A 25,923-nucleotide genomic window follows, 5' to 3' on the forward strand; every position below is an offset into this window, starting at 1 on the left:
TTACTTTTTTCGGTGTTCCGTAATGTAAGTTGCTAGAACTTCAATAGATGAAAAAACTGTTTTTCCTTCTTTAGGATCGGTAAGTTTTATGCCATAATCTTTGTCTAACATCACTATAAGCTCTAAAGCATCAATAGAATCTAGACCTAATCCATCTCCAAATAATGTATCGCCATCAGCAATGTCTTCAACGTTAAAATCTTCTAAATTTAATTGCTCAATAATGTTCTCTTTAAGTTCTTGTTTTAATGCTTCCATTAATTTTCGTTATATATTTTATTAATAAATTCTTGTGAATATTTGTATTCTCCTTCTTCCGCCACAAGATACATAAATGCATGATATTTCTCATCATCAAAATCTACCCAGCCGCAAAGAATTTGATTGCTTTTTTCATTCTGAATTAGGCTTATAGCATACTGCTCTAAAAGTTTTTCATTGAAAGTATTTGAAACAAAAAAAGCATTTTCCCCTTTTATTTGATGTCTAATACTAATTTCTCCAATGGCTATGTTTGGCAGTGTATAAACAAAATTAGCTGGACTTGGATAATAATTTCCTTTATCATTTATGGTTTCCTGATGCTTTCTATCTGTATCTAAACTGGAACTTTTGTTTGAAAGTACAATAGCTATATCTTCTTTCGCTTTCGAATCAATACTTGAATGCTCCAATAGTACTTCTGATGCCAGAAAAGCTAACTTACATAGATTATCCATTTTAAAAAATTTAGGATATTCTATTTTTAAATTTTTATAAGTGTTTTTTAAAAAAGATTTTGAATCATTTGAGTCGTCTTCATAAATAACCTTTCCATTTAAAGTTATTTTACCGTCTATAATTTTACAATAGTTCTGTATGTGTAATTTTTTACTCAATAGTTTTTACTTTTTTTTGCAAACTAATATAGTGTGGTATTCTCCAATGCTGATATCGTCATTGATTTGTAATCCAGCTTCACCAATTAATTCAATTAATTCACTCGAGCTGTACATTTTACTATTCCCATTGGCTAATGCTGTGAAATATAGCGATGTAGCCTCTAAAACAAATTTGGCATTATCAAACCTTTGTCTATCAGTAAATGTTTCCATGATAAGTAATTCTGTTTGATCATCCATAGACTTGACACAAGTCTTCAATATTTTTAAAATTTCTGCTTTACTAAAACAATCTAAAAATTGACTCATCCATATTGTATCTGCACCATTGGGGATTTGAGGCTGTTTTGTTAGCCAATCAATTTCATAAACAGAGATTCTATCCTCGAAATTATTTTTTTTAGCATTTAATAGTGCCATGTCTAGTTGTCCTGGTAAGTCGATTATTTTTACAGAAACATCATCATTGAAATAGCATGAACTAATCGCGAATTTTCCAGTATTTCCACCAATATCAAAAAGTACTTTTGGGGTTTTAGCAAAAACTATTTTTAAAGCCTCATTAAATGCATCGTCAGAATAAAGATGATCAAATTCGAACCAGGATTTTTGCACTTCTGGTTTTAGCTCAGATAATCCTTCATATATGGTTTTCCAGTTACCTAGTTCTTTTAGTCCTTCTGGTTTTTCGTTTTTTATAGATTCGTTTAAATGGAATAAACCTTTATAACAAACATCGTGTGTGAAATTTACATTCGCATTAACGGTCTTGTCATAATTAAGAAAATAACCAATTTTGGTTAATTCATATTTGTTGTCGTTATTTTTACTTACGATATCTGAACTTTCTGCTATTTCTAATAATACTCCAATGCCATACTCGCTAATTGACAGATCTTTTGAAATTTCATGAATTGTTACTCCGCCTTTTTTTCTATTATCAAAGATGAAATTTAAAATACCTAACTTTTTAAGAGAAACTGTAGTTTGAAACACAAAAGGAGCGAACGCAATTTTTTGTGCTTCTTGTAAAGCGTCGATGGCTTTTAATGATTTTTTTTGTCCTCCTGTTTTGGGTTTGATTAATCTGTTCTGCATATTATATATTTGATAGGTGAAAATTTTTGTACGTCACTAAATACTCGTCTATTCTATTTCTCATAAGTTAATTTTTTGAAAATAATTGCTGTATTACATCCACCAAAACCTGATGCGGTTTTTAAGACGGTATTAATTTCTGCTTTCTTATTCTGTTTAATTATATTTAATGGTACTGAAACACCTAATTCATCCATGCCTAAAGAAGTATAAAGCATATTGTTTTTCATGGTGTGTATTCCAACAATAGCCTCTAGTAATCCTGATGCGCCTAAAGTATGTCCGTAATAGCCTTTTAAACTATTTAAGGGTGTCTGTTCTAGTTTTAATCGATTAAAAGCGATGGCTTCCATTTCGTCATTGAATTGTGTTGCGGTACCATGTGCTGAAATATAATCGATAGTTTCTGAAGTAATTTTAGCTTCTTGTAAAGCTGAAACTACACTTTTGTATAATCCTTCACCATCTCTTGAGGGTCCTGAAATATGATTGGCATCATTGCACGATCCATCTCCAATAACTTGAATATTTCCTTTTTTTGATCTTTGATTAGTAATGGCAATTGAAGCAGCAGCTTCACCAATAGTAATCCCATTTCTATGTTTTGAAAAGGGTTTACAAGGTTTTTCACTTATGGCTTGAAACGATTGAAAACCTGATAATGTGAATTCTGAAACAATGTCACCTCCAACAATAAAAGCATTATCGTAATAATCATTTTGTATCAGTCGCTTTGCAACAGCCACCGATAAAATCCCAGAGACACATGCATTGGATATTACTATGGGCTCATTTTTAAACCCAAAGAATTTTTTGATTTTTTCGCCCAATACGGGTAAGTAAGCACGTTCTGGAGCGAAATTATTATGTAAAGCATCAATATTCCCTTTTGTGGTTGCAATGACTAAAGCAGTCTTATCTGAAATTGGAAAAGCAGATTGAGAGATGGTGTCCTGTAAGGACAAAATCATCATTTTCTCTAGTTTAGTATAGATATCAACGTCTCCTATTTTGTTAAACTCATGGTTTAATTTGTCGTCGTTAATTAATGACGCATAGCAAGGGGAAGAACCTATAGTATCATGCAAAGCAATCCCAGATTCTCCTTTAGTAATTTGTGAAATATTTGCTTCACAAGTAAACCCAAGAGGGGAGATGATGTTGTTTGCAGTGATAAAAACGTCCTTCATTGTGTTTTTATATTAATCCGTTTTTGTTTTTCCAAGTTTTAAAGAATGGCGGAAGTGTAAGTGATAAATCATTGTTGTCATCTACAAAGACTTGAATTGTTTCACCCGTACAAACGGTGTCTCCTTTTGCATTCATAATTTTATATTTGAAAATTATTTTAGCTGCTGGTGTATTTATAAACGTAGTTTCTACAGTTGCAATTTCTCCGTAGCGCAATGGTAATTTATGTTCGCAACTCGATTTAATAATAGGTGTTACATAACCTTGAGCTTTAGCGTCTAGGTATGAGATTCCATGTTCTCTGCCAAAGGCTTCTCTACCATCTTCAAAATAGTGAAGGTAGTATCCATGCCATACAATACCTAAAGCATCCGTTTCGTTAAAGCGAATTCTAATATCGTGAAATTCTTTTAATGTGCTTTCTTCAGTATGTTCTAATTTTTTTGATTTCATTTAACCTTTACTTTTTTAAAACAGTCTTCATTTGTGCAGACATAATAATCTCACCATCCAATCGTGTTATTCCTTTTACCAAGGTGATTCCCATAACTTCTTGTAAAATCTCCACTTCGGTTTCTAGTTTCATATGAACTTTAGGAAGCTTTTTGATATGTACGCCTTTTATAGCGCCAATATAACCTTCTGGTGCGAGTAATTTTTTAATATAAAAATGGTAACCTGTATAAAGCGCTACAGTTTGTGCCATGTGTTCAATGAGTCCAGGTTCGGTAAGGTAATCATCTTGTAAAAACATATTGTCTTCAGAAATTGTTAGTCCTGAAATCACTTTAGTTTCATCAAAGTATAGCAAACTATCTACCATTACTATTGGAGCTCGTTGTGGAATGAGCTTTAGGATGATATTTTGGTCTGTGATGGCTTCTTTTAGTAAGTTCATGTTTTAACTAGTTTTTTAAATCCTTCCAAAAATCAAAATAATTAAACCACTGCAAAGGATATTTGTTGAGTATCCATTCTAAGCTTTCTGCATATGATTTAAGCAAGGCTTCATGGTCTCTATATCTTACCTCAGTAGTTCTAGCGTAAAGGTGGTAATGTTTACTTGTTTCTTTCATAACATAAACAAAAAGCACAGGAACTTTTAATCGTGATCCTAATAGAAATGGGCCGGCAGGGAATTTTGCGTCCTTCCCCAATAACTCATGTGTTAACGATTTTGTGTCTTTAATATAGCGGTCACCTGTAATACATATAATTTCATTTCTTGACAATGCTGCATTAATTTCAAAGACATGAGAAAGATCGTCTTTAATGATGATTAAATTTACGCTAGATTTATTGGTAACACTTTCTATATAGGCTTTTATATTACTATGTTCGGCATCGGTTGTGAGTAAACTGATGGCTACATTTTCTTCAAGTTCATTAAAAAAATGTTCAGCAATTTCAAAATTACCAACATGCGCACTAATGAGAATACCTCCTTTTTTTGCTTTAAGGATGTTTCTCAATTGATCTACACCATCAAAGTGGTAAGTGAATTTGTCCCTTAAACCAGAAGATATTGCAATTTTATCTATAATGGTTTGCCCAAAGACATAATAGCTTTTGTAGATATTTAAAATGCTTTTTAACTTTGAGTAGTTTCGTCTTTTACGAGAATAATAATATATAGATTTAGAGCTGCTAATGGCAAAAAAACAAAAATAAGTAGCCACAAAGAACAGCACAAAATAGGCTGAGCGTAATCCAAGTTTTTTAATACAAAAGACAAATATTTTATATCCTAAAACTGAACCTCTTGACTTTCCTTCCCATTCAGTCGTCATCTAATTTCAGTAAAGAGTTAGCTTAATTTTTTCTCAATAAGGTCGTAAAAATTTTGAAGCGTTTCAACATTTACAAAATCCTCTCCTGCCAATTTTACACTAAAATTAGCTTCTATAGCGACAACTAAATCTACAAAATCTAAACTATCGAGTTCTAGTGTTTCTTTTAAATTAGCTTCGGGCAAAATATCGTCTGCTTCAACTTCAAATTCATCTATAAGAAAGTTGTTTATTTTTTCAATAATAACTTCTTTATTCATATCGGTATTATAATTTTTTTATTATTAATGCTGAATTTGTTCCTCCAAATCCAAAAGAATTGGACAAAAATACATCAATTTTTTCATCTATCGTTTTGCTTACTAAATTTAATTTAGCAGCATCTTCATCAGGATTTTCTAAATTTATATTGGGCGCAATAAAGGAATGTTGCATCATAAGCATCGAATATATAACTTCACTAGCACCGGCCATCCAACACTCGTGACCTGTCATAGATTTTGTAGAACTCACATAAGGGCCATTTTCTCCAAAAACATCGAATATTGCTTTGGCTTCGTTTGAATCACCAACTGGTGTTGAAGTCGCATGAGCATTAACATAATCAATACTACTAATAGGAATATTTGCTTGTTTAATGGCTTTATTCATGGCGCGAGAAGGTCCATCTACATTCGGCGTTGATATATGTTCACCATTTGATGAGAAGCCATACCCTATGATTTCTCCTAAAATAGGAGCGCCTCTTTTTATCGCAGATTCATAACTTTCAACCACTAAAGTAGCACCACCACCACTCGGAATGAGGCCATCACGATTTTTATCAAAAGGGCGTGATGCTTTTTCGGGTTGTTCTGTATTTGCTGAGAAAACTCCTAAGCCATCAAAGCTTCCCATGGCAAGTTCGTTAATTTCCTGAGCACCTCCACAAATTATACAATCTTGAAGACCACTTTTTATAAGTTGATATGCCATACCAATAGCATGAGAACCACTAGCACAGGCAGCACTTATAGTGAAATTGATACCAGTTAATTTAAAAATAGTAGAGAGGTTCATGGTTATCGTAGAATTCATGCCTTTAAAAATAGACCCTGAACCTACTAATGTGGTGTCTTTTTTTTCTCTGATTTTATCAACAGATTCTATAACAGACTTCGCTGTGCTATCATTGCCGTAAATAATTCCTACTTCAGTTTTATCTAAAAACTCTTGTGTTATTTTGGCATTCTCCAAAGCTTCTATAGTTGCCATATAGGCATAAGTTGCTTCTTCACCCAAACTAATACGTTGTCTTCTGGTTAGAAGTTTTTTGAGGTTAGGTTCTTGTACCATACCTGTTAAACAGGAGCGATAACCGAAAGGTTTTCTTTTTTCATCAAAAATGATTCCTGAGGTTCCGTTATATAGCGATGTTTTTACTTCTTCTAAATTTTCGCCAATGCAGGAATATATTCCCATGCCAGTTATAACAACTCTTCCCATTTTTGTAGTTTTATTTAAGAGTAAATACCTCCATTTATATTTATGACCTCTCCTGTGATGTACGATGCTTTTTTAGAAGCTAAAAAAGATACCAGATGGGCAACTTCTTCTGGATCACCAAAACGGTTTGCTGGCACCAATTTTTTTAATTCTTTTTCATTTAAGTCATTTGTCATATCAGTTTTAATAAACCCAGGAGCAACGGCATTTACAGTAATGTTGCGTTTAGCTATTTCTTGAGCTAAAGCTTTAGTCGCAGCAATTACAGCACCTTTAGCTGCTGAATAATTGGTTTGACCGGGTGTTCCTTTAAGACCTGATAGTGAAACAATATTAATAATGCGACCATATTTTTGGACTAGTAATTTTTGAATTAAATGGTTTGTGACATTAAAAAAACCGTTAAGACTAGTGTTTATTACATTATTCCAGTCTTCGGGTTTCATCCACATAAATAAACCGTCTTTTGTTATTCCTGCATTGTTTACTATGACTTCAATAATGGCCTCTTTATTGTTTTCTTGCCAGTTATCAATACTAGATTTAACCTCTTTATTATTTACAACATCAAATTGTAATAATTCTCCAGTTCCTCCAGCTTCTTTAACTGCTTCTAAAGTGTTTAAAGCCGCCTGTTTATTGCTTTGGTAATTTATTAAAATATGGTAATTAGAGTCTTTAGCAAGTTGTATGCAAATTGCTTTCCCAATACCTCTTGAGCCACCTGTTATTAAAGCGCACTTAATCATTTCTTTCTTCTCGTTCATTTAATACATGCTTACTTATTGTTTTGTGTCTACAAATAATTCAACGTTTTGATACCATTTGCCACCTAAAACTTTGCCTTCTTTATCTAAAAATCCCCACTTTTTATTTTTCTTTACACGAGCTAATCCATTATGAAAACCTTTAATAGAATTCTTATTAAATAAAGATAATCCAGAAGCAGTAATTTGATATTCAGCAGGAATTATTGCTTTCCCTTTTTTATCAATAAATCCCCATAATTTTTTCTCTTTTATTGGAGCTAATCCATTACTCGAAAATATTTCAGCATCTCTAAAACTAAAATCCAATATAGTTTCTCCTTTTTCATTGATATAACCCCAAAGGCTTTTATTAAAAACAGGAGCTAATCCATTATTAAAGGCTCTTACTTTTTCATAAATAGGTTTAATAACCCATTCTCCTTTATTATTAATAAATCCTACTTTTTTGTTGCTACGTGCATGGGTTAATTTTGAATGGTCATTAAAGTCCCAAATTTTATCAGCACTAGTAATCATATTAAATTGCTCATTATATATAACTCCAAAAGTTTCTCCTTTTCTAGCCCAAACACCTTTATTAGAATAATTTCCTATCTCAGCATATTCTAATGGAATGAAAACCTTGCCGTTTTTGTTAATCATACCCCAATTATCGCCATTTCTTACTCTTGCATATCCATTAATAAAGGGTTTAATAACATCGTAAGTAGGTTCTAGAATTAGTTTGCCATCTGTTCCTAAAAGTCCCATTTTTTTATGACTTCTATAAAAAGCAACACCATCATTAAAATCATAATATTTCTCTTTTACAGGGGTGTTTAAAATTTCCCCAGAAGCATTTATATAATTCCACTGGTCATTTTTAAGAACAAGAACATAGCCAGAGTTAAAGTCTTTTACTCTATCATATTCAGGTTTAAGCACCCATTCTCCAGATGTATTAATAAATCCCCATTTTTTGCCTTCAATTGCAGCAGCATATTTACCTGAAAAACTTGAAGCTTTTTTGAATTGTGGCTGAATAGCATACTCCCCTGAAGTATTAATATATCCGAATAAATTATTTTCTTTAACTAAGGCCAACTCTTGGGCATTAATAGTATAAACATTTTGAAAAAGAAGAAGTAATAATGCGTATTTAGTTTTCATTATACTATGTTATTTTTGTGATTCAGAATAAAAGCTTTCACCTCATTAACATAAGGATACATAACAATGTCTTCTGTAAATATAGGGACTAATTGTCTTATAGCATCATACATTTTTTTAGTTTTTGTAGATACTTTGTCCTGTACTTTGAGGTATTCAATAGCTTGCACAATGGTAATCATTTCTATAGCGACTACTTCGTAAGCATTTTCAATAACTTTTTTTGTAATAAGAGCGGCATTCGTTCCCATGCTAACAATATCTTGATTGTCATTATTATTAGGAATGCTATGCACATACATTGGGTTTGACAACATTTGGTTTTCTGCCGTTGTTGAGGTTGCTGTAAACTGTACACCTTGCATACCAAAGTTTAATCCTAAGGTTCCAAGATTAACAAATGCCGGAAGAATATTGTTAAGGTTTGGATTTAGTAAATAATTGAGTTGTCGCTCTGCGAGCATACTCATTTTGGTGACTACCAATTTTAACTTGTCCATTTCTAACGACACATAATCTCCATGAAAATTTCCGCCATGGTATACGTGTTGTTCTTCAACATTAACGATAGGGTTATCGTTTGCAGAATTCACTTCTTCAATTAAAATGCGTTCTACATTATCCAACGTATCTAAAACAGGCCCTAATATTTGAGGAACACATCGTAGTGAATAATATTCTTGTATTTTTTCTTCAAAGACAGTTACTTCAGGGTTTTTATTATATAGGAATTCTTCGCGTTTTCTGGTTAGTTTGCTATCAGATAAATGCGTTCTCATTTGTTTTGCGATTTCGCGCTGTCCTTTGTGTTTTTTTGTTTGATTTAACTCAAATGACAAATGATCATCGTATGCCTGGACTATTTCGTTAATTGCTGATGAGCATAAAATTACCCAATTTAATAATCGTCTTGTATTTATGGTATTTACAATGCCTATACCTGTCATTACTGAAGTTCCATTCATTAAGGCCAGCCCTTCACGTAAAACAACAGTAATCGGTTTTAAGTTTTCAATTTCAAAAACTTCTTTTGTAGGTTTTAATTCATTCTTATAATAAACTTCGCCTTCACCAATTAAAACAAGTGCCATGTGTGCTAATTGTACTAAATCGCCACTAGCACCAACACCACCATGCTCATAAATTAATGGAATAATATCTCTGTTAATTAATGTACTCATTAATTCTATTACCGATTTGTGTACTCCTGAATTACCTAAAGACAAGGTGTTCAATCGAGCTAACATAGCAGCTTTTACGTACTGAGGAGGAATAACGTTTCCTGTTCCAGAAGCATGACTTCTAATTAAATTATATTGTAATTTAATACGATCGGCATCTGCTATTTTGTATTGCGCCATAGGTCCAAAGCCAGTATTAACGCCATAGATGGTTTTGTTTTCTGAAAAATCTTTCAAAAAATTAAAACTATTTTCAATAGTTCGAAAAACGCTAATATCAATTTCAATAGGATTATTTTCAAAAATTATTTTGTAAAAATCTTCAATACCTAAGGTTCCATTCAGTTTTAACATCTATAATTGGTAATATTTAATAAAAATAATAGTTTAATAACTAAAAATGAAGTTATTTTGGATTGCAAATTTATAATAATTAATGATTTTATACTAAGATTATGAGTGATGAAAATGTTGATGTGTTAATTATTGGTGCAGGACCATCGGGTTGTGTTGCAGCATCTTATTTACAAAACAATGGTTGTGTGGTTAAAGTAGTTGAAAAAAGTAAATTCCCAAGATTTGTTATTGGCGAAAGTTTACTGCCTAGATGTATGGATCATTTTGAAGAAGTAGGTTTGTTAGACTGTTTAAAAGCTCAAAACTTCGAGGTTAAAGAAGGCGCACGATTTTTAAGAGGTAAAGAGGTTTGTAATTTCGATTTTAGTAAGAAACATACTGAAGGTTGGAATTGGACATGGCAAGTACCACGAGCTGATTTTGATAATGTACTAGCCAATGAGCTTGTAAAGCAAGGTGTGGATATCGCTTTTGAGCATGAGGTTGTTGATGTGAATTTTAACAATGATGGAACTTCTGTAACCACTATTAGAAATGGAGATGGACAAAGTAATACCATTGGCGCAAAATATATTATTGATTCGAGTGGATATGGTAGAGTTTTACCAAGACTCTTAGATTTAGAAAAACCATCAGAACTTCTAAACCAATCTTCAATATTTGCGCATGTAAAAGATATAAAACGGCCAAAAGGTTGGGAGGGTACTCGTATAACATTTGATGTTATTGATACTAGAACTTGGTTATGGGTAATCCCATTTTCTAATGGTGTAACAAGTATAGGTTATGTTGGTTCAACAGAATTTATAGAATCCTTTAAAGGAACTACGACTGAAAAATTAGCTAAAATGCTGAAGCTTTCAGATTATTATAGCGATAGATTTAATGGTGTCGATTTTTTGTTTAATCCTGTTGAAATAAAAAACTATTCAAAATCTGTAAAACAACTTTATGGCAAAGGTTATGTCCTAACAGGTAATAGTGCCGAATTTTTAGACCCTGTGTTTTCTTCTGGTGTTACTTTTGCAACAGAATCGGCTTTACTTGCAGCAAAATTAATAACCAAAGAGTTGCAAAGTGAAACTGTTAACTGGGAAGTAGAATATTCTGATTATATTAAAAAAGGAGTTAATGTTTTTGCAACTTATGTAAAGGAATGGTATACAGGAAATCTACAGAAACTATTCTTTCATAAGCCAGAAAACCCAGTGATAAAAAAACAAATATGTGCTGTTTTAGCAGGATATGTTTGGGATGAAACAAACCCATTTGTGAAAAATCATCATAGACTTGTAAAGGCAGTTGCGCATATTATTGATATGGAAAAACAAAAAAGCGAATAATTATTTTTAATTATTCGCTTTTTAATATAGTTATCTAATTAGTTTAGAATGCTTTTTTCATAATTAATTTAGACAAGGTCTTAGCCGTTTTTGCAAAGCCTTCACCAATACGGTCTTCGTTACTAAAGGTTCCACCAAATCGATTTCCTGGTGCATTTTTACTTGTAATTTCTAACATCACATTGTCTCTGTTAGCTGTTTCAACAAATTTTAATAAGGTGGTTAGTTTTGCAGGTTTTCTCATGACAGCCGCATTCCATCCTGGATATACCCATATGGTCTCCACAATAAGCGTATATTTTGCTTCTGTAAGGTCTTCTTCAAACGACATTCCCTGTTTATCAAGTAAATCTCTATTCATTAGCTCTAAAAATTTTGGAGCATAAATAAGTTCACGACTAGCTACCCAGCTTTTTTTCCAAGTTTTCCCTTTTCCTTTACCTTTTGCTTCTAAATCGCCAGATCGTTCTTTTACGTATTCATCATTGCTAAGGTTTTTTTTAAGGAGTTTCATGTTATCATATACGAACTCGACATTAATTTCTTTTTGATCTTTAATGAAATCAAAATCTCCATTCACTACTTTCATTTTTTGAGAATAGACTAAGGATGTAAAAAAGAAAATTAGAATAATAGTTATGTGTTTTTTCATAATAAAATTAAGAGTTTAAATTGTAATAAAATGACCACGAATATAATGAATATAATTATTTTAAAAACTGCTTTAAATATTTTTTTTTTGAAATGCTAGAGTCCTGCACTTCAATCAAGTATTTCTATAAAAAAGGACTGATTTTTATCAGTCCTTTTTTGTTTAAGCAACTTTTAATTAGTTGTTTACTTTCACCTTGCTAGCTGCATCATCTAAAGCCTTAGAGCCTTCTTCTTTAACTTTGTCTACTGCGTCGTTTGCAGCGTCTTTAGCATCATTAGCCATGTCTTTAGCGTCTTCTTTAACTTTGTCAGCACCATCTTTGATAGCATCTCCCGCAGCATCAAGAGCATTACCAGCTTCTTCTTTTAGAGAATCACCAGCGTCTTTGATAGCGTCTCCTGTTGCTTCAGCAGCATCTTTAACAGCATTTCCAGCTTCTTTTGCTGCGTTTTCTATTGCATCACCAGCTTCTTCAGTACTTTCTTTAGTTTCTCTGCATGATGTCACAGTCACAACAAGTGCCAATACCAATGCGATGTTTAAAATCAATTTTTTCATTGTAAAAGTTTTAGTGTTAATACATTAAATTAATGCCTTATATACGGATGTAATCTATAATTTGGACGACAGCACCTTTGTTTTCTTTTATGAAAGCTGCATTTTTTTCGCCTAATGAGTTGCGAAGTTCATAAGATGCGGTAAGTGAATCTAGTAGTGTTCTTAAATCGTTTTTATCAACTACCGAAATGACACCCGCTTTTTCGATCATAGCAGAGGCTTCAGGGAATTTTTTATAATCCTTACCTATAAGTATTGGTGAACCAAAAACTGCAGGTTCTAATATGTTATGTAGGCCTGTTTTTCCCATGGCTCCTCCAACATATGAAATATCGGCATAACTATAAATTTTTGTGAGTAAGCCAATAGTGTCAATAATAAAGACATTAAAGGGTTTTAAATTTTTGCCTTCTTTTTCAGAAAATAAAACGGAATCTGTCTTCAGTTTAGAAACGATATCCTTTATATGACTGCCTTTGATTTCGTGCGGCGCAATTATAAATTTTAGACTTTCAGAAGCATGTTCATTTATATATGGCAGGAGAATCTCTTCATCTTCGGCCCACGAACTTCCTATAACCATACAAGTACTTGTATCCTTAAATTCTGAAATAAAATCAAGTGTATTATTTTGTGATAACTGATTAGTCACTCTGTCAAACCTTGTGTCTCCAGAGACGGTTACTGAATTATAGTTAATTGAATTTAATAGTGATTTTGAACTTTCATTCTGAACGAAAATATGCTCAAAAGCAAGCAAAGCTGTTTTGCGTTTACCACCATAAGATTTAAAATAGGATTGGCTTTTTCTAAATGCAGCTGAAATTAAGATAGCACGTCCATTGTGACCTTTTAATGCGTGCAATAGGTTTGGCCAGATATCATATTTCACAAATACAGTGAATTCTGGTTGCACCAATTTTAGAAACCGTTTGGCATTTGCTTTGGTGTCTAACGGAAGATATACAACGACATCAGCAATTTTTGTATTTTTTCTAATTTCATAACCTGAAGGTGAGAAAAAAGTGAGTACAATTTTGTAGTCTGGATAGCGTTCTCTTAAAGTTTCAAAAACGGGCAGACCTTGTTCATATTCACCAAGAGAAGCACAATGAAACCAAAAGGTTTTGTCACCTTTATTGATGGTATTTTCTAATATGCTGAAGGTTTGATGACGACCTTTAACACCTAGATTTATCTTCGTGTTAAATAAGGCTAAAGTCTTCAGAACAAATGAAAGTAGATATATTCCTAAATCGTACAATAGTTAAATAGTTTAGTTCGTGCTAAAATAGGGTTCTTTGCTATAATTTCATTGCTTAATGCTGATGAATTTCGTAATTTCGTAACATATGAAAAAAATCCAAATGGTTGACCTTAAAGGTCAATATAGCAAAATAAAAGCTGAGGTAGATAACTCTGTTTTGGAGGTCTTAGATTCTACGGCTTATATAAATGGACCAAAGGTTCATGAGTTTCAGAAAAATTTAGAAAATTATTTAGATATCAAACATGTCATTCCATGTGCCAATGGAACCGATGCTTTGCAAATCGCAATGATGGGATTGGGTCTCAAGCCTGGTGATGAAGTGATTACTGCAGATTTCACATTTGCAGCAACAGTTGAGGTGATAGCACTTTTACAGCTCACTCCGGTTTTGGTTGATGTAGATCCTGTGACTTTTAATATTGATGTCGAGGCTATTAAAAATGCCATTACGCCTAAAACCAAGGCAATTGTTCCTGTACATCTCTTCGGAATGTGTGCTAATATGGAAGCAATCATGCAAATTGCTGAAGACCATGAACTTTACGTTATTGAAGATAATGCTCAAGCTATAGGTTCTTCATATACATACAGTGATGGAAGGAAAGTAAAAGCAGGAACGATTGGACATGTAGCGTCCACATCATTTTTTCCTTCTAAAAATTTAGGTTGTTATGGTGATGGAGGTGCGATTTTTACTAATGATGATGATTTGGCTCATACCATTAGAGGTATCGTAAATCATGGCATGTATGAACGTTATCACCACGATGTGGTTGGCGTAAATTCGCGATTAGATTCTGTTCAAGCTGCAGTTTTAGATATTAAATTAAAACGATTGGATAGTTATAATAAGGCTAGACAAAATGCAGCGCGAGCTTACAGTAAAGCTTTTGAAGGTCAAGAAAATATTATTGTTCCTTCAGGAAAAGATTCCTGTTCTGGTATCTGTGATGCTTGTGATTGTCATGTGTTTCATCAATATACATTGCGTATTTTAAATAGTGATCGCGATGCATTGGCTAAACATTTAAATGAAAGCGGAATTCCTTGTGGCGTTTATTATCCAATTCCGTTACATCGACAAAAAGCATATCAGGATTCTAGATATAATGAAGCCGATTTTGAAGTGACTAATCAATTGATTCATGAAGTCATTTCATTACCTATGCATACCGAATTAGATGATGAACAAATTGACTTTATTACGTCTACAATTATAAATTTCGTAAATTCTTAAAATGAAGAAAGTTCTTGTTACTGGTGGACTGGGTTTTATTGGTTCACATACAGTTGTCGAATTACAAAATGAAGGTTTTGAGGTTGTGATTATTGATGACTTATCTAACTCTTCTATCGATGTTTTAGACGGAATAGAAGCTATTACTGGAAAAAAGCCAATTTTCGAAAAACTGGATTTAAGAGAAAAATCAGATGTAGAACAGTTTTTTAAAAAACATAGCACTATTTCAGGTGTAATTCATTTTGCTGCTAGTAAAGCCGTAGGTGAGAGTGTAGAAAAACCATTGCATTACTATGAAAACAATATCAACGCGCTTGTTTATGTTTTGAAAGAAATGATAGGGTTAGAGGACTCTAATTTTATCTTTAGTTCATCTTGTACAGTTTATGGTCAGGCAGAAAAAATGCCTATTACAGAAAATGCTCCAGTGCAACCAGCCGAATCTCCTTACGGAAACACGAAACAAATTGGTGAGGAAATCATTCAAGATACGTGTAAAATAAAATCAGACTTTAATGCGATAGCCTTACGTTATTTTAATCCTATTGGCGCACATTCTAGTGCGAAAATTGGAGAGTTACCTATTGGTGTTCCGCAGAATTTGGTTCCTTTTATTACTCAAACGGCTGCTGGATTAAGAGATAGTTTGTCTGTTTTTGGTAACGACTATCCAACACCTGATGGCACTTGCGTTCGTGATTATATTCATGTTGTCGATCTTGCAAAAGCTCATGTGATAGCTTTAGAACGTTTACTTGAGAATAAGAATAGCTCAAACTTTGAGACTTTTAATGTTGGTACAGGAGTTGGGAGTTCTGTGTTAGAAGTCATACAATCTTTTGAGAAAGTATCTGGAGAGTCACTTACCTACAAATTTGCACCAAGGCGAGAAGGCGATGTGATATCTGCATATGCTAATACCGAAAAAGCAAATAATAGTCTTGGTTGGACAGCGAAATCTACTCTTGATGATGCTATATTGTCTGCTTGGAAATGGGAAAAGAAGATCAGGAATTTATAAATTCATTATAATGAAAAACATATTACAGCTCATCATCCTTTTACTAACAATTTCAGTAACTGGACAAAATATTTATTTGCACTGCGGAAAAGTTATTGATACGAAAAGTGGATCAACTTTATCTGAAAAAACGATTATTGTTTCAGGAGATAAAATTATAGCCATAGAGAATGGTTATGTAGCGCCAAAGTCTTCAGATGATGTAGTCGTAGATCTAAAGGATAAAACGGTCATGCCCGGACTTATTGATATGCATGTTCATATCGAGAAAGAGTTTGGACCAAGAACACGTTTAGAACGCTATATTTTAAATGAATCTGAGATTGCCTTTAACTCGGTAATGTATGCTAAAGCAACCTTGTTGTCTGGGTTTACAACCGTTAGAGATCTTGGAGGATCAGGAGTCAATATTTCAATTAGAAATGCTATAAATGCTGATAAAATTGAAGGTCCTAGAATTTTCACTGCGGGTAAAACTATAAGTTCAACCGGTGGACACGGAGATTCTACAAATGGAGCGAAAAAAGGACTTTTGGATGATCCAGGTCCAGAAGATGGTGTAGTGAACAGTGTTGATGATGCAAAAAAAGCCGTGAGACAGCGTTATAAAAATGGGGCAGATTGGATAAAAATCACAGCAACAGGTGGTGTATTAAGTGTTGCGAAAAGTGGTGATAATCCGCAGTTTACACTTGAAGAAGTTAAAGCTATTTGTGATGCTGCTAAAGATTATGGTATGCATGTTGCTGCTCATGCACATGGAGATGAAGGGATGCAACGTGCCATTATTGGAGGTGTTAAAACCATAGAGCATGGAACTTACATGAGTGATGAAACTATGGATTTGATGAAGAAGTATGACGCGTATTTAGTGCCTACCATTACGGCAGGTAAAGAAGTAGAAGAGAAAGCAAAAATAAAAGGCTTTTATCCAGATATTGTGGTGCCTAAAGCATTAGCTGTTGGTCCGCAAATACAAGGCACGTTTGCAAAAGCATACAAAAGAGGTGTAAATATTGCCTTTGGAACAGATGCTGGAGTTTTTAAACACGGTTTTAGCGGAAAAGAGTTTGGGTATATGGTTGAAGCTGGAATGCCTGAGATGGAAGCTATTCAAAGTGCTACAATTACCAATGCTATGTTATTAAGTATGGAAAATGAGTTAGGACAAATACAAGAAGGCTTTTTTGCTGATATTATTGCAGTTAATGACAATCCTATAAAAAAGATTTCTACTATGGAACATGTCGTTTTTGTAATGAAGGGCGGAAAAATTTACAAGCAATAAACTATAGATATCTAATATAATAAAATAGCCTTTTCGTTTCGAAAAGGCTTTTTTATGTTATGCTGTTTGTGTTTTCTTTTTGGAGAATACTACAGTATATAATAGTATGAGCATGCCGAAGGTAACAGACATATCAGCGACGTTAAAAATTCCTGTTCTAAATACACCTCCAAAATCTAAATGGAAAAAATCTGTGACTGATCCAAAAGCAATACGGTCAAAGACATTTGCAATTCCTCCACCAGCAATACAGCAAAGTGCAATTAAACTGAGTTTGTCTAATGTTTTGTTTTTCAGGATATAGTAGATAAGGTATCCTAAAACGCCTACTGGTAATATGAGTAAAAAAATGAGTTTTAAGGTCGGATTCATATCACTTCCCATGCCTAAAAAGGCACCAGCGTTTTCAACATTCATCATTAAGAAGGTATCACCAATGACGTTGATACGCTCTCTAGGATCTATGTTTGTTCTGACTATTATTTTTGAAATTTGGTCAATAGCTATATTGAAAGCTATAAGCAAGGTAATACCTGCAGTTCTAGATAACTTCATTGATTATACGTTAGATTCTAATGACGCTGAAGCTGTTTCGGCCTCTCTATTGATTTTTTTAACTAGTCCTTGCAATACTTTACCCGGTCCAACTTCAGTAAAATGCAAAGCGCCATCTGTAATCATTTGTTGAACAGATTGTGTCCAACGCACAGGAGCTGTGAGTTGTGAAATGAGATTGGCTTTGATTTCGTTTTCATCCAGTACAGCAGATGCTGTTACATTTTGGTAAATCGGACAATTTGGTTTACTGAATAATGTGTTTTCAATAGCAGCAGCAAGTTCTTCGCGAGCAGGTTCCATTAATGGAGAATGAAAAGCCCCACCAACAGGAAGTACTAAAGCACGACGCGCACCTTCTTCTTTTAGAGTTTCACAAGCATTATTTATAGCATCAATTTCTCCAGATATGACTAACTGTCCAGGACAGTTATAATTCGCGGCGACTACAATACCTTCTGTAGTAGCACATACTTTTTCTACAATGTCATCATCTAATCCTAAAACGGCTGCCATAGTACTTGGTTGCATTTCGCAAGCCTTTTGCATGGCTTGAGCTCTTTGCGATACTAATCTTAGACCATCTTCAAATGTTAATACACCAGCAGTAACTAAAGCAGAGAATTCTCCAAGAGAGTGACCTGCAACCATATCTGGCTTAAAGCTATCTCCTAAGGTTTTAGCTAATATTACAGAATGTAAAAAGATGGCTGGCTGCGTGACTTTCGTTTCTTTTAAGTCTTCAGGAGAACCTTCAAACATAATGTCTGTAATAGAAAAGCCTAAAATATCATTTGCTTTCTCAAACAATTCTTGAGCTAAAGGTGAGTTTTCGTATAAGTCAAGACCCATTCCCGTAAATTGGGCTCCTTGACCTGGGAAAATATATGCGTTCATTTTAATCAAATTTTGTGCTGCAAAAATAGGAATAATATCTTAATGATAAAGTGTTGTTATAGAAGTCTAAGTAAATCTATAAATGTCCAGTTGCAGCCTCTGCACAACGTTCACCATCCATCGCAGCAGAAACGATTCCGCCAGCATAACCGCCACCTTCACCACAAGGAAATAAATTTGAAATTTCTGGATGTGCTAAATTGTCGTTTCTAGGAATATTTACAGGAGATGAGGTTCTAGATTCTACACCTATCACATTAGCTTCAGCCGTATAGTACCCTTTCATTTTTTCCCCAAAGGCTTTAAAGCCTTTCCGAAGAGAGCCTCCAATAAGTTTAGGTAAAAGAGAATGTAGTGGTGCCGATTTTAATCCGGGTTGGTAGGAAGTAGGGTTTAAGTCTTTAGATAAGTGACCATCAACAAAATCTGTTAGTCGTTGGGCAGGAGCTGTTTGTGTTCTTCCTCCAGCTGTAAATGCTAATCGTTCTAAATCCTTTTGATATTCTAGTCCTTTGAGTGCGCCATGATGTTCGTATTTATAGAGATCTCTATCTGCATTGATTTCAACCACAATACCAGAATTGGCATACTCATTATTTCGTTTGGATGGCGACATGCCGTTGACAACAACTTCACCATGCGCAGTGGCTGCCGGAACTATAAATCCGCCAGGACACATACAAAACGAGTAGACGCCTCTTTCATTGACTTGTTGCACTAAACTATAGGCAGCTGCTGGTAATAACTCGTCACGTTTTTCGCCTCTACAGTGATACTGAATACCATCAATGATTTCCTGTGGATGCTCCACACGAACTCCCATAGCAAATGATTTTGCTTGTAGTTTGATGTTTTTCTCATTGAGTAAATAGTAAATATCTCGAGCAGAATGTCCTGTGGCTAAAATCACTTTGTCGGTATCTAATTCGTCTCCATTTTGGAGTATAATAGAGGTAATCGAATTGTCTTTAATATTGAAATCGGTAACGCGTGTTTCAAAATGGACTTCGCCACCAAATTTTAAAATAGTTTCACGAATATTCTTAACCACTTCTGGAAGTTTATTGGTTCCTATATGTGGATGAGCATCGACAAGAATTTGGTCTGTCGCTCCATGGTATACGAGGTTTTCAAATATCTTTCTTACATCACCACGTTTCAAACTTCTGGTATATAATTTTCCGTCACTATAAGTTCCTGCTCCACCTTCTCCAAAGCAATAGTTAGAATCTTCGTTTACAATATGATCTTGATTGATGGCTTTTATATCACGACGCCTATCTTGGACGTTTTTTCCACGTTCAAGAACAATTGGTTTAAAGCCAAGTTCTATGCATCGCAAAGCGGCATACATTCCTGCAGGACCAAAACCAATAATATGAATAGGTTTTGCATTGGATACATCTCTATAATCAAAAGAGTAAGCAGAATCTTCAGAAGGTTGTTCATTAATATAAACGTCGACTTTATAGTTTAGAATGATGAGTTTTTTTCGTGCGTCTATTGATTTCCGAAGCACTTTTACTGCAGAAATATCTTCTGCTTTCACATTTAAGGACTGCGATGCTTTGGTGACCAACATATTCGGTTGTCGTTCTTCTTGAAGTGTGATGCGCAATTGTAACTCTTTTATCATAATGCGAAATTAGTTATATTTAGTAAGGTTAGACGTTTTTTGTCCAAATTAGTGGTATTAATACATGAATATTTACTAGATAAAATTGGTTATTTAACAAAAATTAACATCTATTCATGTCGGTGTTAAAAAAAAGCGAATTAATTGTTTTTATGACTATAAGTAGCAGGGCTTTAATTAATTAGGGGTGTTTTTAGAAATTGTGTTAAATTATGTTAATAGGTAAATTAACATCGGGAATTACCTTTTTTTTGTGAATCATTAACTGATTTAAAATTATGTTTGTTAATTTGTTAATCTAAAGACTATGAAAAGTATAATTACTATAATAAGTGTATTCTTGTTTTGTGCAAATCTAAATGCACAAAATGAAGGTATTCTATACATTTTAGAAAGTAATTATGAAAATGGCACTTCAAAATCTATCCTTCCTATATCAGATGATATTGTAGCACTACATGTAAACTCTGCCGAATTTTGGTATTTAAAGGCTATGTGCGAAGATCAAGCGGGCGATTTTTTAGCATCTAGAAATAGTCTCATAAAATCTAAAGTTAATAGATATTACAATAAAGCAGATTTATATTTTCATTTAGCGAAAGCCGAATTGAAATTAGAAAATGAGGAAGCTTCATTAGGTTATATTGAAAAATCTTTGAGGCGAAAGGCAAGGCCACAAAAATTTGAAATTGAGGCATTTAGTAGTTTAAATAATGATGTGGCTTTTGTGAAACTGTTGGATTCATATAGGCCAACCTTAAGTGTATGGACAGGCGTGTTTTTGTTTATCTCGCTTCAGGGTATTCTACTCTTCTTTTTATTGTTTTTCAGAAAAAAAGGAAATACTAAAGCGAATAAGAATTTAGGACTATTTGTGTTAAGTTTTTCGATTATATTAATATTTTATGTGTTGTATAAAAGTCGTTTTCTTTATGAATTCCCACTTGTATATTTCCGCAAATTATGGGTACCAATAATTTTGCTATTAGGTCCATTGCTGTTGTTTTATGTTAAAGATCTTTTTAAAATTAAGTATTCTATAAAATTCAAACTGTTACACTTATCTCTGTTTTTTGTAGCTTTTTCTTATTATTTAGCTTTTCATTTTATTAATCCAAAAAGTACTGTTTTCCATGCATCAATGGATGTTATTTATTTTTCATGGTTAAGGAATGCTCAGATGTTTATTTATCTACTTCTTATATATAATGTATTAAAGAAGGGGAAAAATAATATTGGTGTTAATGTTGTGAAATGGTTACACTATATGGTATATGCCTATGCTGGTTTTGTAGTCTCAATGATTATATACTCTTCATTAGGTGGATTTGATTTTTTCTCTCGGGACGGTTGGGATTATATTACTTGTCTTTTTATTTCATCCTCTATAATTTTATTAGGCGTATTTGGGTTAATTCAACCTCAAATTTTTTGGGGCTTTGATGTTGATGGATCGGCGTTTAATGCTATTAAGTATGAAAAATCAGGATTGATTCCTAGCTTAGCTGAAGAGTTAAAGCAAAAGTTAATAGAATTGATGGTTGATGACAAAGTTTATAGAAATAATAATTTGAATTTAGATGAACTGTCTGGAATGCTTGGTACAACAAAGCACAATACATCACAAATAATTAATGAACAGTTCAATGAGAACTTTTTTGATTTTTTAAATGACTTCAGAATTGATGAAGCTAAAGAATTATTAACCTCAAAAGAAGATTTTAAAATGACAATTTCTGAAATTTTATTTGAAGTTGGTTTTAATAATAAAGTGACTTTTAATAATGCTTTTAAGAAAAGAACAGATGTCACACCTACACAATATAGAATACGAATAGCTCAAGCTATTTGATTATTAAAGTTAACTACTACTATATAGTTCTTCCTTTCTTCTTATCTATCTATATCCTTTTTCTTAGAGTATTTAACGGTTTCGATTAATTCCCAATAATGAAGCGCTAATTTCAGATGCTTTGTTTTTAGCATGGTAACTAGTCTATCAACAAAGGCTAGTCAATATCTCATTTTCCCTTTTAATTCTAGCACCAGTTTATTGGACTTTATTTCTATTCATTACTGTTATAGCGTGTTAGTTTGTCACCTTTTTTTCTAAATACGGGAGTTGGTTGTACACTATATAGGTGTCATACCAATTTGATTATCAATTTAATTTATATGGCTTTGTATATGTGTCCTTCAATTAGAAAGATTATGTGGTAAGTGTTAGTCGGCAACTAGTAAACTATTATCGGAATTGCCGTAGTTCCTGTTATTCTTCTCTTTTTTTGTGGTAACAATTGTAAAGGTAAGGCGGTGGTTGTCTTACTAAACTTATGAATTATCTGTGTTAACATTAATTTCATACTAGTAATTATTTTGAATTAGTCTTTAAAAATAACGACGCTGCCTACCTTTTTCAATTGTACTATAACTATCTCGTAATAATAAAAATTTAAGTTTATGAAAGTAAAAAATTATGGTTTAGTGCTAGTGCTCTTGTTTTTAAGTGTTACTTCAAGTTTTGCACAAGAGAGGACTATCACAGGAAAAGTTACATCTGCAGATGACGGTTTACCGTTAGTAGGTGTTAACGTAATAATAAAAGGTACTGCAAGAGGTCTGCAGACAGATTTTGATGGAATGTATTCTATTAAAGTAAATGAGGGTGAAACTTTAGTGTTTTCTTATTTAGGTAACAAGACAATAGAGAGACTGATAGGTTCAGTTAGTGTTATTGATGTTGCTATGTTAACAGATAACACATTAGATGAAGTTGTTGTTATTGCTTATGGTAATGTTTCATCATTAAAAAAGAATCCCGCTGCAATTACTACTGTAAAAGCAGAAATTTTAGAGGATAGAGCTAATGCATCTGCATTGCAGAACCTACAGGGACAAGTTGCTGGTTTAAATATTGCGACGGGTTCAGGACAACCAGGAAGTGATAGTACAATTATACTAAGAGGTGCAGGTTCTATTAATGGAAACATTGAGCCTTTATTTATAGTCGATGGAATTCCAGTAGATGAAGATAACTTCAGAAGTATTAATCCAAATGACATTGCCACGTTTACTATTTTAAAAGATGCTGGTGCTGCCAATATTTATGGAAATAGAGCTGCCAATGGTGCGATCGTAATTACAACTAAAAAAGGACGATTTAATGAAGGCTTAAAATTTAGATATACAGCAGCCTACGGAAATTCTGAATTACAAGATCAACCTTTTGAGTTGATGAACACTAGGGAGATTTTAGGATTTCAAAGGACTAATGGAGCGGGAATTGGTGCTGGTTTGTCCGATGCTGAAATTTCAGCGATTGCACGTCAAGCAAATACAAGTTGGGCAGATGTGTTCTTTAGAACAGGGAAAACACAGTCTCATGACATTACAATGACATCAGGTGGTGAAAATTCAAGTAATTTTACATCACTTCAGTATTTTCAACAAGATGGTATTTTTATAGGATCTAATTTTCAACGTTTTTCATTAAGGAATAATTTTAATGGAAAAACAGATGATGATAAATTTAACTACGGACTTAATTTGTCTCTTGCATTTTCAGAAACGAATGAATTAGATAATTCAGGGAGTGGTAGTACATTCTTTAATCCATTTAGTGCAGCTTTACAAGGGCTTCCATATCTAAGTACATATGATGCAGATGGTTCTCAAACTATTGATGGCGGAATTACACCAGGTGATGCTGGAGCTATCTTATCTAATGGAGCAACTAATTTTCCATATGTATTATTGAATAGTATTGCTTTAAATACAGATAGAGAAGAAGAAATTAAAATATTAGCGTCGTTCAATGCAGATTGGAATTTTGCTAAAAACTTCAGTGCTCGAGTTCAAATGGGTATGGATTTAAGTACCGAAAAACGTTTAGAAATTTTACATCCTAATAGTATTTTAGGACCGTTTCAAGCTAACGTAATTGGTAACCAAGCTCAGTTTGGAGGAATTCAAGAGGAAACGTATACGAGAGACTTTAGATTTAATGTCTCACCTTCTATTAGCTATTCTAATGTATTTGAAGATAAACATGAGGTCACGGCAACAGCTTATTTTGAATATACTAAAGGATTTTTAGATGGTCTTGATTTTGATCAAACTGGTTTAGATCCTAGACTTGTTGGTAGTGGTGCAGCATTCATTCCTGGTACAACTGTTGAACAAGGTGTTAATCCATATATTCCTACTGTAAATTCATTTACTACTGAAGTAGGTAACTTATCAATATTTGGAACATTAGATTATGAGTATGATGGTAAATATGGAATATCTGCAGGGATAAGACGTGATAATTCATTTAGATTTATTGAAGATAATGCTTGGGGTACTTTTTGGTCTGTTGCTGGTCGTTGGAATATTAGTGATGAAGACTTTATGGATGGCTCTGGTATTAATTTATTAAAATTAAGAGCATCTCATGGACTATCTGGTAATGATAGAATACAAGGTGGCTATTACGCAGGTATAAATGAAACAAGAAGTCTATATGTTGCTGGTACCGGTTATAATGGTACTGTTTCTACTGTAGTGAATCAGTTGGAGAATAAAACCTTAAAATGGGAAGAAACAACACAAACGAATATAGGTATTGATTTTGCAGTGTTAAACAATAAGCTTAGTGGTAGTTTAGATGTCTATGAAAAAACCACTGATGATTTATTTCAAAATAATCAGATATCATTAATTAATGCAACTTCTACATTACAGTCTAATATTGGTTCATTAGTTAATAAAGGAATTGAGCTAGGTTTAAACTACAGACTTGTAGATAATGATGATTGGAAAGTCAAAATATCTGCTAATGGATCGTATAATGAAAATACTATTGAACAATTGCCGCCTTCAACTAATGGATTGGTAAATGCAGGAGGATCTACAGCCTTAGGAGAAGGACAAGCATTAGGATCTTTTTATTTAGTTAGATATGCAGGTGTGAACCCAGCTACTGGTAATCCATTATTTTACAAAGCTGATGGTGTAACACTTACTGAAACTTTAGATGCTGCAAACGATAGAGTTTTTAGTGATAAATCTTTTTATCCAAAATGGCAAGGAGGTTTTAGTACAGATATTAGATATAAAGGATTCGAATTTTCAACACAATGGTCTTTTGTGGCAGACGTGTACCTAAACAATTTAGATTTTGCAGATTTACAAGAAGTATCAGTAGGATCTGTTAATAACGGTAGAAATAGATCGGTTACAGTAAATAATGCTTGGACAACTCCAGGTGATGTTACTGATATTCCAAGAGTAGGTTCTACCATTTCTAGTGTAGGTTACATTAACTCAACAGATCGCTATTTGGAAGACGCTTCTTTCTTGAGAATGAGAAATTTAACCTTTGCGTATTCTTTACCGAGCAAGGTTCTTGAAAACACGTTTGTTTCAGCAATAAGAATATATCTACAAGGAGAAAATCTTCTAACATTTACTAAATTTAGAGGATGGGATCCAGAATCTAATTTTAGACCAACTAATAGAGGACAATTTCCAACTCCTAAGATTTATACTTTTGGAGCAACTATAAATTTTTAAAA

At 33.3% G+C, this 25,923-nt stretch carries 24 protein-coding genes; 6 read left to right on the forward strand and 18 right to left on the reverse strand.

From position 1 onward, the window contains the following. Genes V7719_RS02705 through V7719_RS02760 form a run of 12 tightly spaced genes read right to left on the reverse strand, consistent with a single transcriptional unit; the run spans position 1 to position 9,899 of the window. On the reverse strand, positions 1–258 hold the full coding sequence (locus V7719_RS02705) for a phosphopantetheine-binding protein (protein WP_335728314.1): 258 nt from the start codon (positions 256–258) through the stop codon (positions 1–3). Then, positions 258–878, reverse strand: a complete 621-nt coding sequence (locus V7719_RS02710; protein WP_335728315.1) for a 3-oxoacyl-ACP synthase — start codon at positions 876–878, stop codon at positions 258–260. Before V7719_RS02710 ends, V7719_RS02705 begins: the two co-directional genes overlap by 1 nt. Positions 879–884: 6 nt before the next feature. After that, positions 885–1,979, reverse strand: a complete 1,095-nt coding sequence (locus V7719_RS02715; protein WP_335728316.1) for a methyltransferase — start codon at positions 1,977–1,979, stop codon at positions 885–887. Positions 1,980–2,032: 53 nt separating this feature from the next. After that, positions 2,033–3,169: a beta-ketoacyl-[acyl-carrier-protein] synthase family protein gene (locus V7719_RS02720; protein ID WP_335728317.1), complete on the reverse strand. Its 1,137-nt coding sequence runs from the start codon at positions 3,167–3,169 to the stop codon at positions 2,033–2,035. A 7-nt stretch (positions 3,170–3,176) separates the two neighbouring features. Beyond that, a complete protein-coding gene (locus tag V7719_RS02725; RefSeq protein WP_335728318.1) occupies positions 3,177–3,623 on the reverse strand; it encodes an acyl-CoA thioesterase in 447 nt (148 codons plus the stop codon). Positions 3,624–3,630: 7 nt separating this feature from the next. Continuing rightward, positions 3,631–4,068, reverse strand: a complete 438-nt coding sequence (locus V7719_RS02730; RefSeq protein WP_335728319.1) for a hypothetical protein — start codon at positions 4,066–4,068, stop codon at positions 3,631–3,633. A gap of 7 nt (positions 4,069–4,075) precedes the next feature. Further along, a complete protein-coding gene (locus V7719_RS02735) occupies positions 4,076–4,960 on the reverse strand; it encodes an LpxL/LpxP family acyltransferase (protein ID WP_335728320.1) in 885 nt (294 codons plus the stop codon). Between the two features lie 17 nt (positions 4,961–4,977). Continuing rightward, a complete protein-coding gene (locus tag V7719_RS02740) occupies positions 4,978–5,220 on the reverse strand; it encodes a phosphopantetheine-binding protein (RefSeq protein WP_335728321.1) in 243 nt (80 codons plus the stop codon). Between the two features lie 7 nt (positions 5,221–5,227). Further along, complete coding sequence (locus V7719_RS02745; protein ID WP_335728322.1) at positions 5,228–6,445, reverse strand: beta-ketoacyl-[acyl-carrier-protein] synthase family protein; 1,218 nt, start codon at positions 6,443–6,445, stop codon at positions 5,228–5,230. A gap of 14 nt (positions 6,446–6,459) precedes the next feature. Further along, the gene (gene fabG / locus V7719_RS02750; protein ID WP_335728514.1) at positions 6,460–7,191 is read right to left on the reverse strand and encodes a 3-oxoacyl-ACP reductase FabG; all 732 of its coding nucleotides are present in this window, start codon (positions 7,189–7,191) and stop codon (positions 6,460–6,462) included. Between the two features lie 36 nt (positions 7,192–7,227). After that, a complete protein-coding gene (locus tag V7719_RS02755) occupies positions 7,228–8,364 on the reverse strand; it encodes a WG repeat-containing protein (RefSeq protein WP_335728323.1) in 1,137 nt (378 codons plus the stop codon). After that, positions 8,364–9,899 (reverse strand): HAL/PAL/TAL family ammonia-lyase, encoded by a 1,536-nt coding sequence (locus V7719_RS02760; protein ID WP_335728324.1) that lies wholly within the window; start codon positions 9,897–9,899, stop codon positions 8,364–8,366. The genes V7719_RS02755 and V7719_RS02760 overlap by 1 nt, the downstream gene beginning before the upstream one ends. 101 nt (positions 9,900–10,000) lie before the next feature. On the opposite strand from V7719_RS02760, the gene V7719_RS02765 reads away from it, so the two are divergent. Further along, positions 10,001–11,245, forward strand: coding sequence for an NAD(P)/FAD-dependent oxidoreductase (locus V7719_RS02765; protein WP_335728325.1), 1,245 nt, complete (start codon positions 10,001–10,003; stop codon positions 11,243–11,245). Between the two features lie 43 nt (positions 11,246–11,288). On the opposite strand, the gene V7719_RS02770 is transcribed toward V7719_RS02765, so the two are convergent. The 3 genes from V7719_RS02770 to V7719_RS02780 form a co-directional block, all read right to left on the reverse strand. Then, complete coding sequence (locus V7719_RS02770; protein ID WP_335728326.1) at positions 11,289–11,897, reverse strand: hypothetical protein; 609 nt, start codon at positions 11,895–11,897, stop codon at positions 11,289–11,291. 177 nt (positions 11,898–12,074) lie between these two features. After that, the gene (locus V7719_RS02775) at positions 12,075–12,458 is read right to left on the reverse strand and encodes a hypothetical protein (RefSeq protein WP_335728327.1); all 384 of its coding nucleotides are present in this window, start codon (positions 12,456–12,458) and stop codon (positions 12,075–12,077) included. 37 nt (positions 12,459–12,495) lie between these two features. Then, the gene (locus V7719_RS02780; RefSeq protein ID WP_335728328.1) at positions 12,496–13,722 is read right to left on the reverse strand and encodes a 3-deoxy-D-manno-octulosonic acid transferase; all 1,227 of its coding nucleotides are present in this window, start codon (positions 13,720–13,722) and stop codon (positions 12,496–12,498) included. 88 nt (positions 13,723–13,810) lie between these two features. Between V7719_RS02780 and V7719_RS02785 the strand changes: the two genes are divergently transcribed. The 3 genes from V7719_RS02785 to V7719_RS02795 are packed head-to-tail and all read left to right on the forward strand — an operon-like array spanning position 13,811 to position 17,277. Then, complete coding sequence (locus tag V7719_RS02785; protein WP_335728329.1) at positions 13,811–14,965, forward strand: DegT/DnrJ/EryC1/StrS family aminotransferase; 1,155 nt, start codon at positions 13,811–13,813, stop codon at positions 14,963–14,965. Between the two features lies 1 nt (position 14,966). After that, entirely contained in the window at positions 14,967–15,989 is a 1,023-nt protein-coding gene (galE, locus tag V7719_RS02790) for a UDP-glucose 4-epimerase GalE (RefSeq protein ID WP_335728330.1), read from the forward strand. Between the two features lie 10 nt (positions 15,990–15,999). Further along, positions 16,000–17,277, forward strand: a complete 1,278-nt coding sequence (locus tag V7719_RS02795; RefSeq protein WP_335728331.1) for a metal-dependent hydrolase family protein — start codon at positions 16,000–16,002, stop codon at positions 17,275–17,277. Positions 17,278–17,334: 57 nt separating this feature from the next. Here V7719_RS02795 and lspA read toward each other — a convergent pair whose 3' ends face one another. From lspA to V7719_RS02810, 3 genes are all read right to left on the reverse strand, one after another. Then, positions 17,335–17,832, reverse strand: a complete 498-nt coding sequence (gene lspA, locus V7719_RS02800; RefSeq protein ID WP_335728332.1) for a signal peptidase II — start codon at positions 17,830–17,832, stop codon at positions 17,335–17,337. 3 nt (positions 17,833–17,835) lie between these two features. Continuing rightward, the gene (fabD, locus tag V7719_RS02805) at positions 17,836–18,729 is read right to left on the reverse strand and encodes an ACP S-malonyltransferase (protein ID WP_335728333.1); all 894 of its coding nucleotides are present in this window, start codon (positions 18,727–18,729) and stop codon (positions 17,836–17,838) included. 76 nt (positions 18,730–18,805) lie between these two features. Continuing rightward, complete coding sequence (locus V7719_RS02810; RefSeq protein ID WP_335728334.1) at positions 18,806–20,365, reverse strand: NAD(P)/FAD-dependent oxidoreductase; 1,560 nt, start codon at positions 20,363–20,365, stop codon at positions 18,806–18,808. Between the two features lie 307 nt (positions 20,366–20,672). Here V7719_RS02810 and V7719_RS02815 point away from each other — a divergent pair, with 307 nt between their 5' ends. After that, the gene (locus V7719_RS02815) at positions 20,673–22,217 is read left to right on the forward strand and encodes a helix-turn-helix domain-containing protein (RefSeq protein WP_335728335.1); all 1,545 of its coding nucleotides are present in this window, start codon (positions 20,673–20,675) and stop codon (positions 22,215–22,217) included. 608 nt (positions 22,218–22,825) lie between these two features. Beyond that, a complete protein-coding gene (locus tag V7719_RS02820; RefSeq protein WP_335728336.1) occupies positions 22,826–25,921 on the forward strand; it encodes a SusC/RagA family TonB-linked outer membrane protein in 3,096 nt (1,031 codons plus the stop codon). Positions 25,922–25,923 lie beyond the last annotated feature (2 nt).

It is taken from the genome of Psychroserpens sp. (assembly GCF_036960315.1).
In the GTDB taxonomy this organism is placed as follows: Bacteria; Bacteroidota; Bacteroidia; order Flavobacteriales; family Flavobacteriaceae; genus Psychroserpens.

Coding starts and splice junctions, on each gene's coding strand:
- V7719_RS02775 (WP_335728327.1), bottom strand. CDS start 12,458: ATGAAAAAATTGATTTTAAACATCGCATTGGTATTGGCACTTGTTGTG.
- V7719_RS02740 (WP_335728321.1), bottom strand. CDS start 5,220: ATGAATAAAGAAGTTATTATTGAAAAAATAAACAACTTTCTTATAGAT.
- V7719_RS02795 (WP_335728331.1), top strand. CDS start 16,000: ATGAAAAACATATTACAGCTCATCATCCTTTTACTAACAATTTCAGTA.
- galE (WP_335728330.1), top strand. CDS start 14,967: ATGAAGAAAGTTCTTGTTACTGGTGGACTGGGTTTTATTGGTTCACAT.
- V7719_RS02785 (WP_335728329.1), top strand. CDS start 13,811: ATGAAAAAAATCCAAATGGTTGACCTTAAAGGTCAATATAGCAAAATA.
- V7719_RS02705 (WP_335728314.1), bottom strand. CDS start 258: ATGGAAGCATTAAAACAAGAACTTAAAGAGAACATTATTGAGCAATTA.
- lspA (WP_335728332.1), bottom strand. CDS start 17,832: ATGAAGTTATCTAGAACTGCAGGTATTACCTTGCTTATAGCTTTCAAT.
- V7719_RS02815 (WP_335728335.1), top strand. CDS start 20,673: ATGAAAAGTATAATTACTATAATAAGTGTATTCTTGTTTTGTGCAAAT.
- V7719_RS02735 (WP_335728320.1), bottom strand. CDS start 4,960: ATGACGACTGAATGGGAAGGAAAGTCAAGAGGTTCAGTTTTAGGATAT.
- V7719_RS02730 (WP_335728319.1), bottom strand. CDS start 4,068: ATGAACTTACTAAAAGAAGCCATCACAGACCAAAATATCATCCTAAAG.
- V7719_RS02755 (WP_335728323.1), bottom strand. CDS start 8,364: ATGAAAACTAAATACGCATTATTACTTCTTCTTTTTCAAAATGTTTAT.
- V7719_RS02760 (WP_335728324.1), bottom strand. CDS start 9,899: ATGTTAAAACTGAATGGAACCTTAGGTATTGAAGATTTTTACAAAATA.
- V7719_RS02765 (WP_335728325.1), top strand. CDS start 10,001: ATGAGTGATGAAAATGTTGATGTGTTAATTATTGGTGCAGGACCATCG.
- V7719_RS02820 (WP_335728336.1), top strand. CDS start 22,826: ATGAAAGTAAAAAATTATGGTTTAGTGCTAGTGCTCTTGTTTTTAAGT.
- V7719_RS02720 (WP_335728317.1), bottom strand. CDS start 3,169: ATGAAGGACGTTTTTATCACTGCAAACAACATCATCTCCCCTCTTGGG.
- V7719_RS02745 (WP_335728322.1), bottom strand. CDS start 6,445: ATGGGAAGAGTTGTTATAACTGGCATGGGAATATATTCCTGCATTGGC.
- fabD (WP_335728333.1), bottom strand. CDS start 18,729: ATGAACGCATATATTTTCCCAGGTCAAGGAGCCCAATTTACGGGAATG.
- V7719_RS02810 (WP_335728334.1), bottom strand. CDS start 20,365: ATGATAAAAGAGTTACAATTGCGCATCACACTTCAAGAAGAACGACAA.
- V7719_RS02725 (WP_335728318.1), bottom strand. CDS start 3,623: ATGAAATCAAAAAAATTAGAACATACTGAAGAAAGCACATTAAAAGAA.
- V7719_RS02715 (WP_335728316.1), bottom strand. CDS start 1,979: ATGCAGAACAGATTAATCAAACCCAAAACAGGAGGACAAAAAAAATCA.
- V7719_RS02770 (WP_335728326.1), bottom strand. CDS start 11,897: ATGAAAAAACACATAACTATTATTCTAATTTTCTTTTTTACATCCTTA.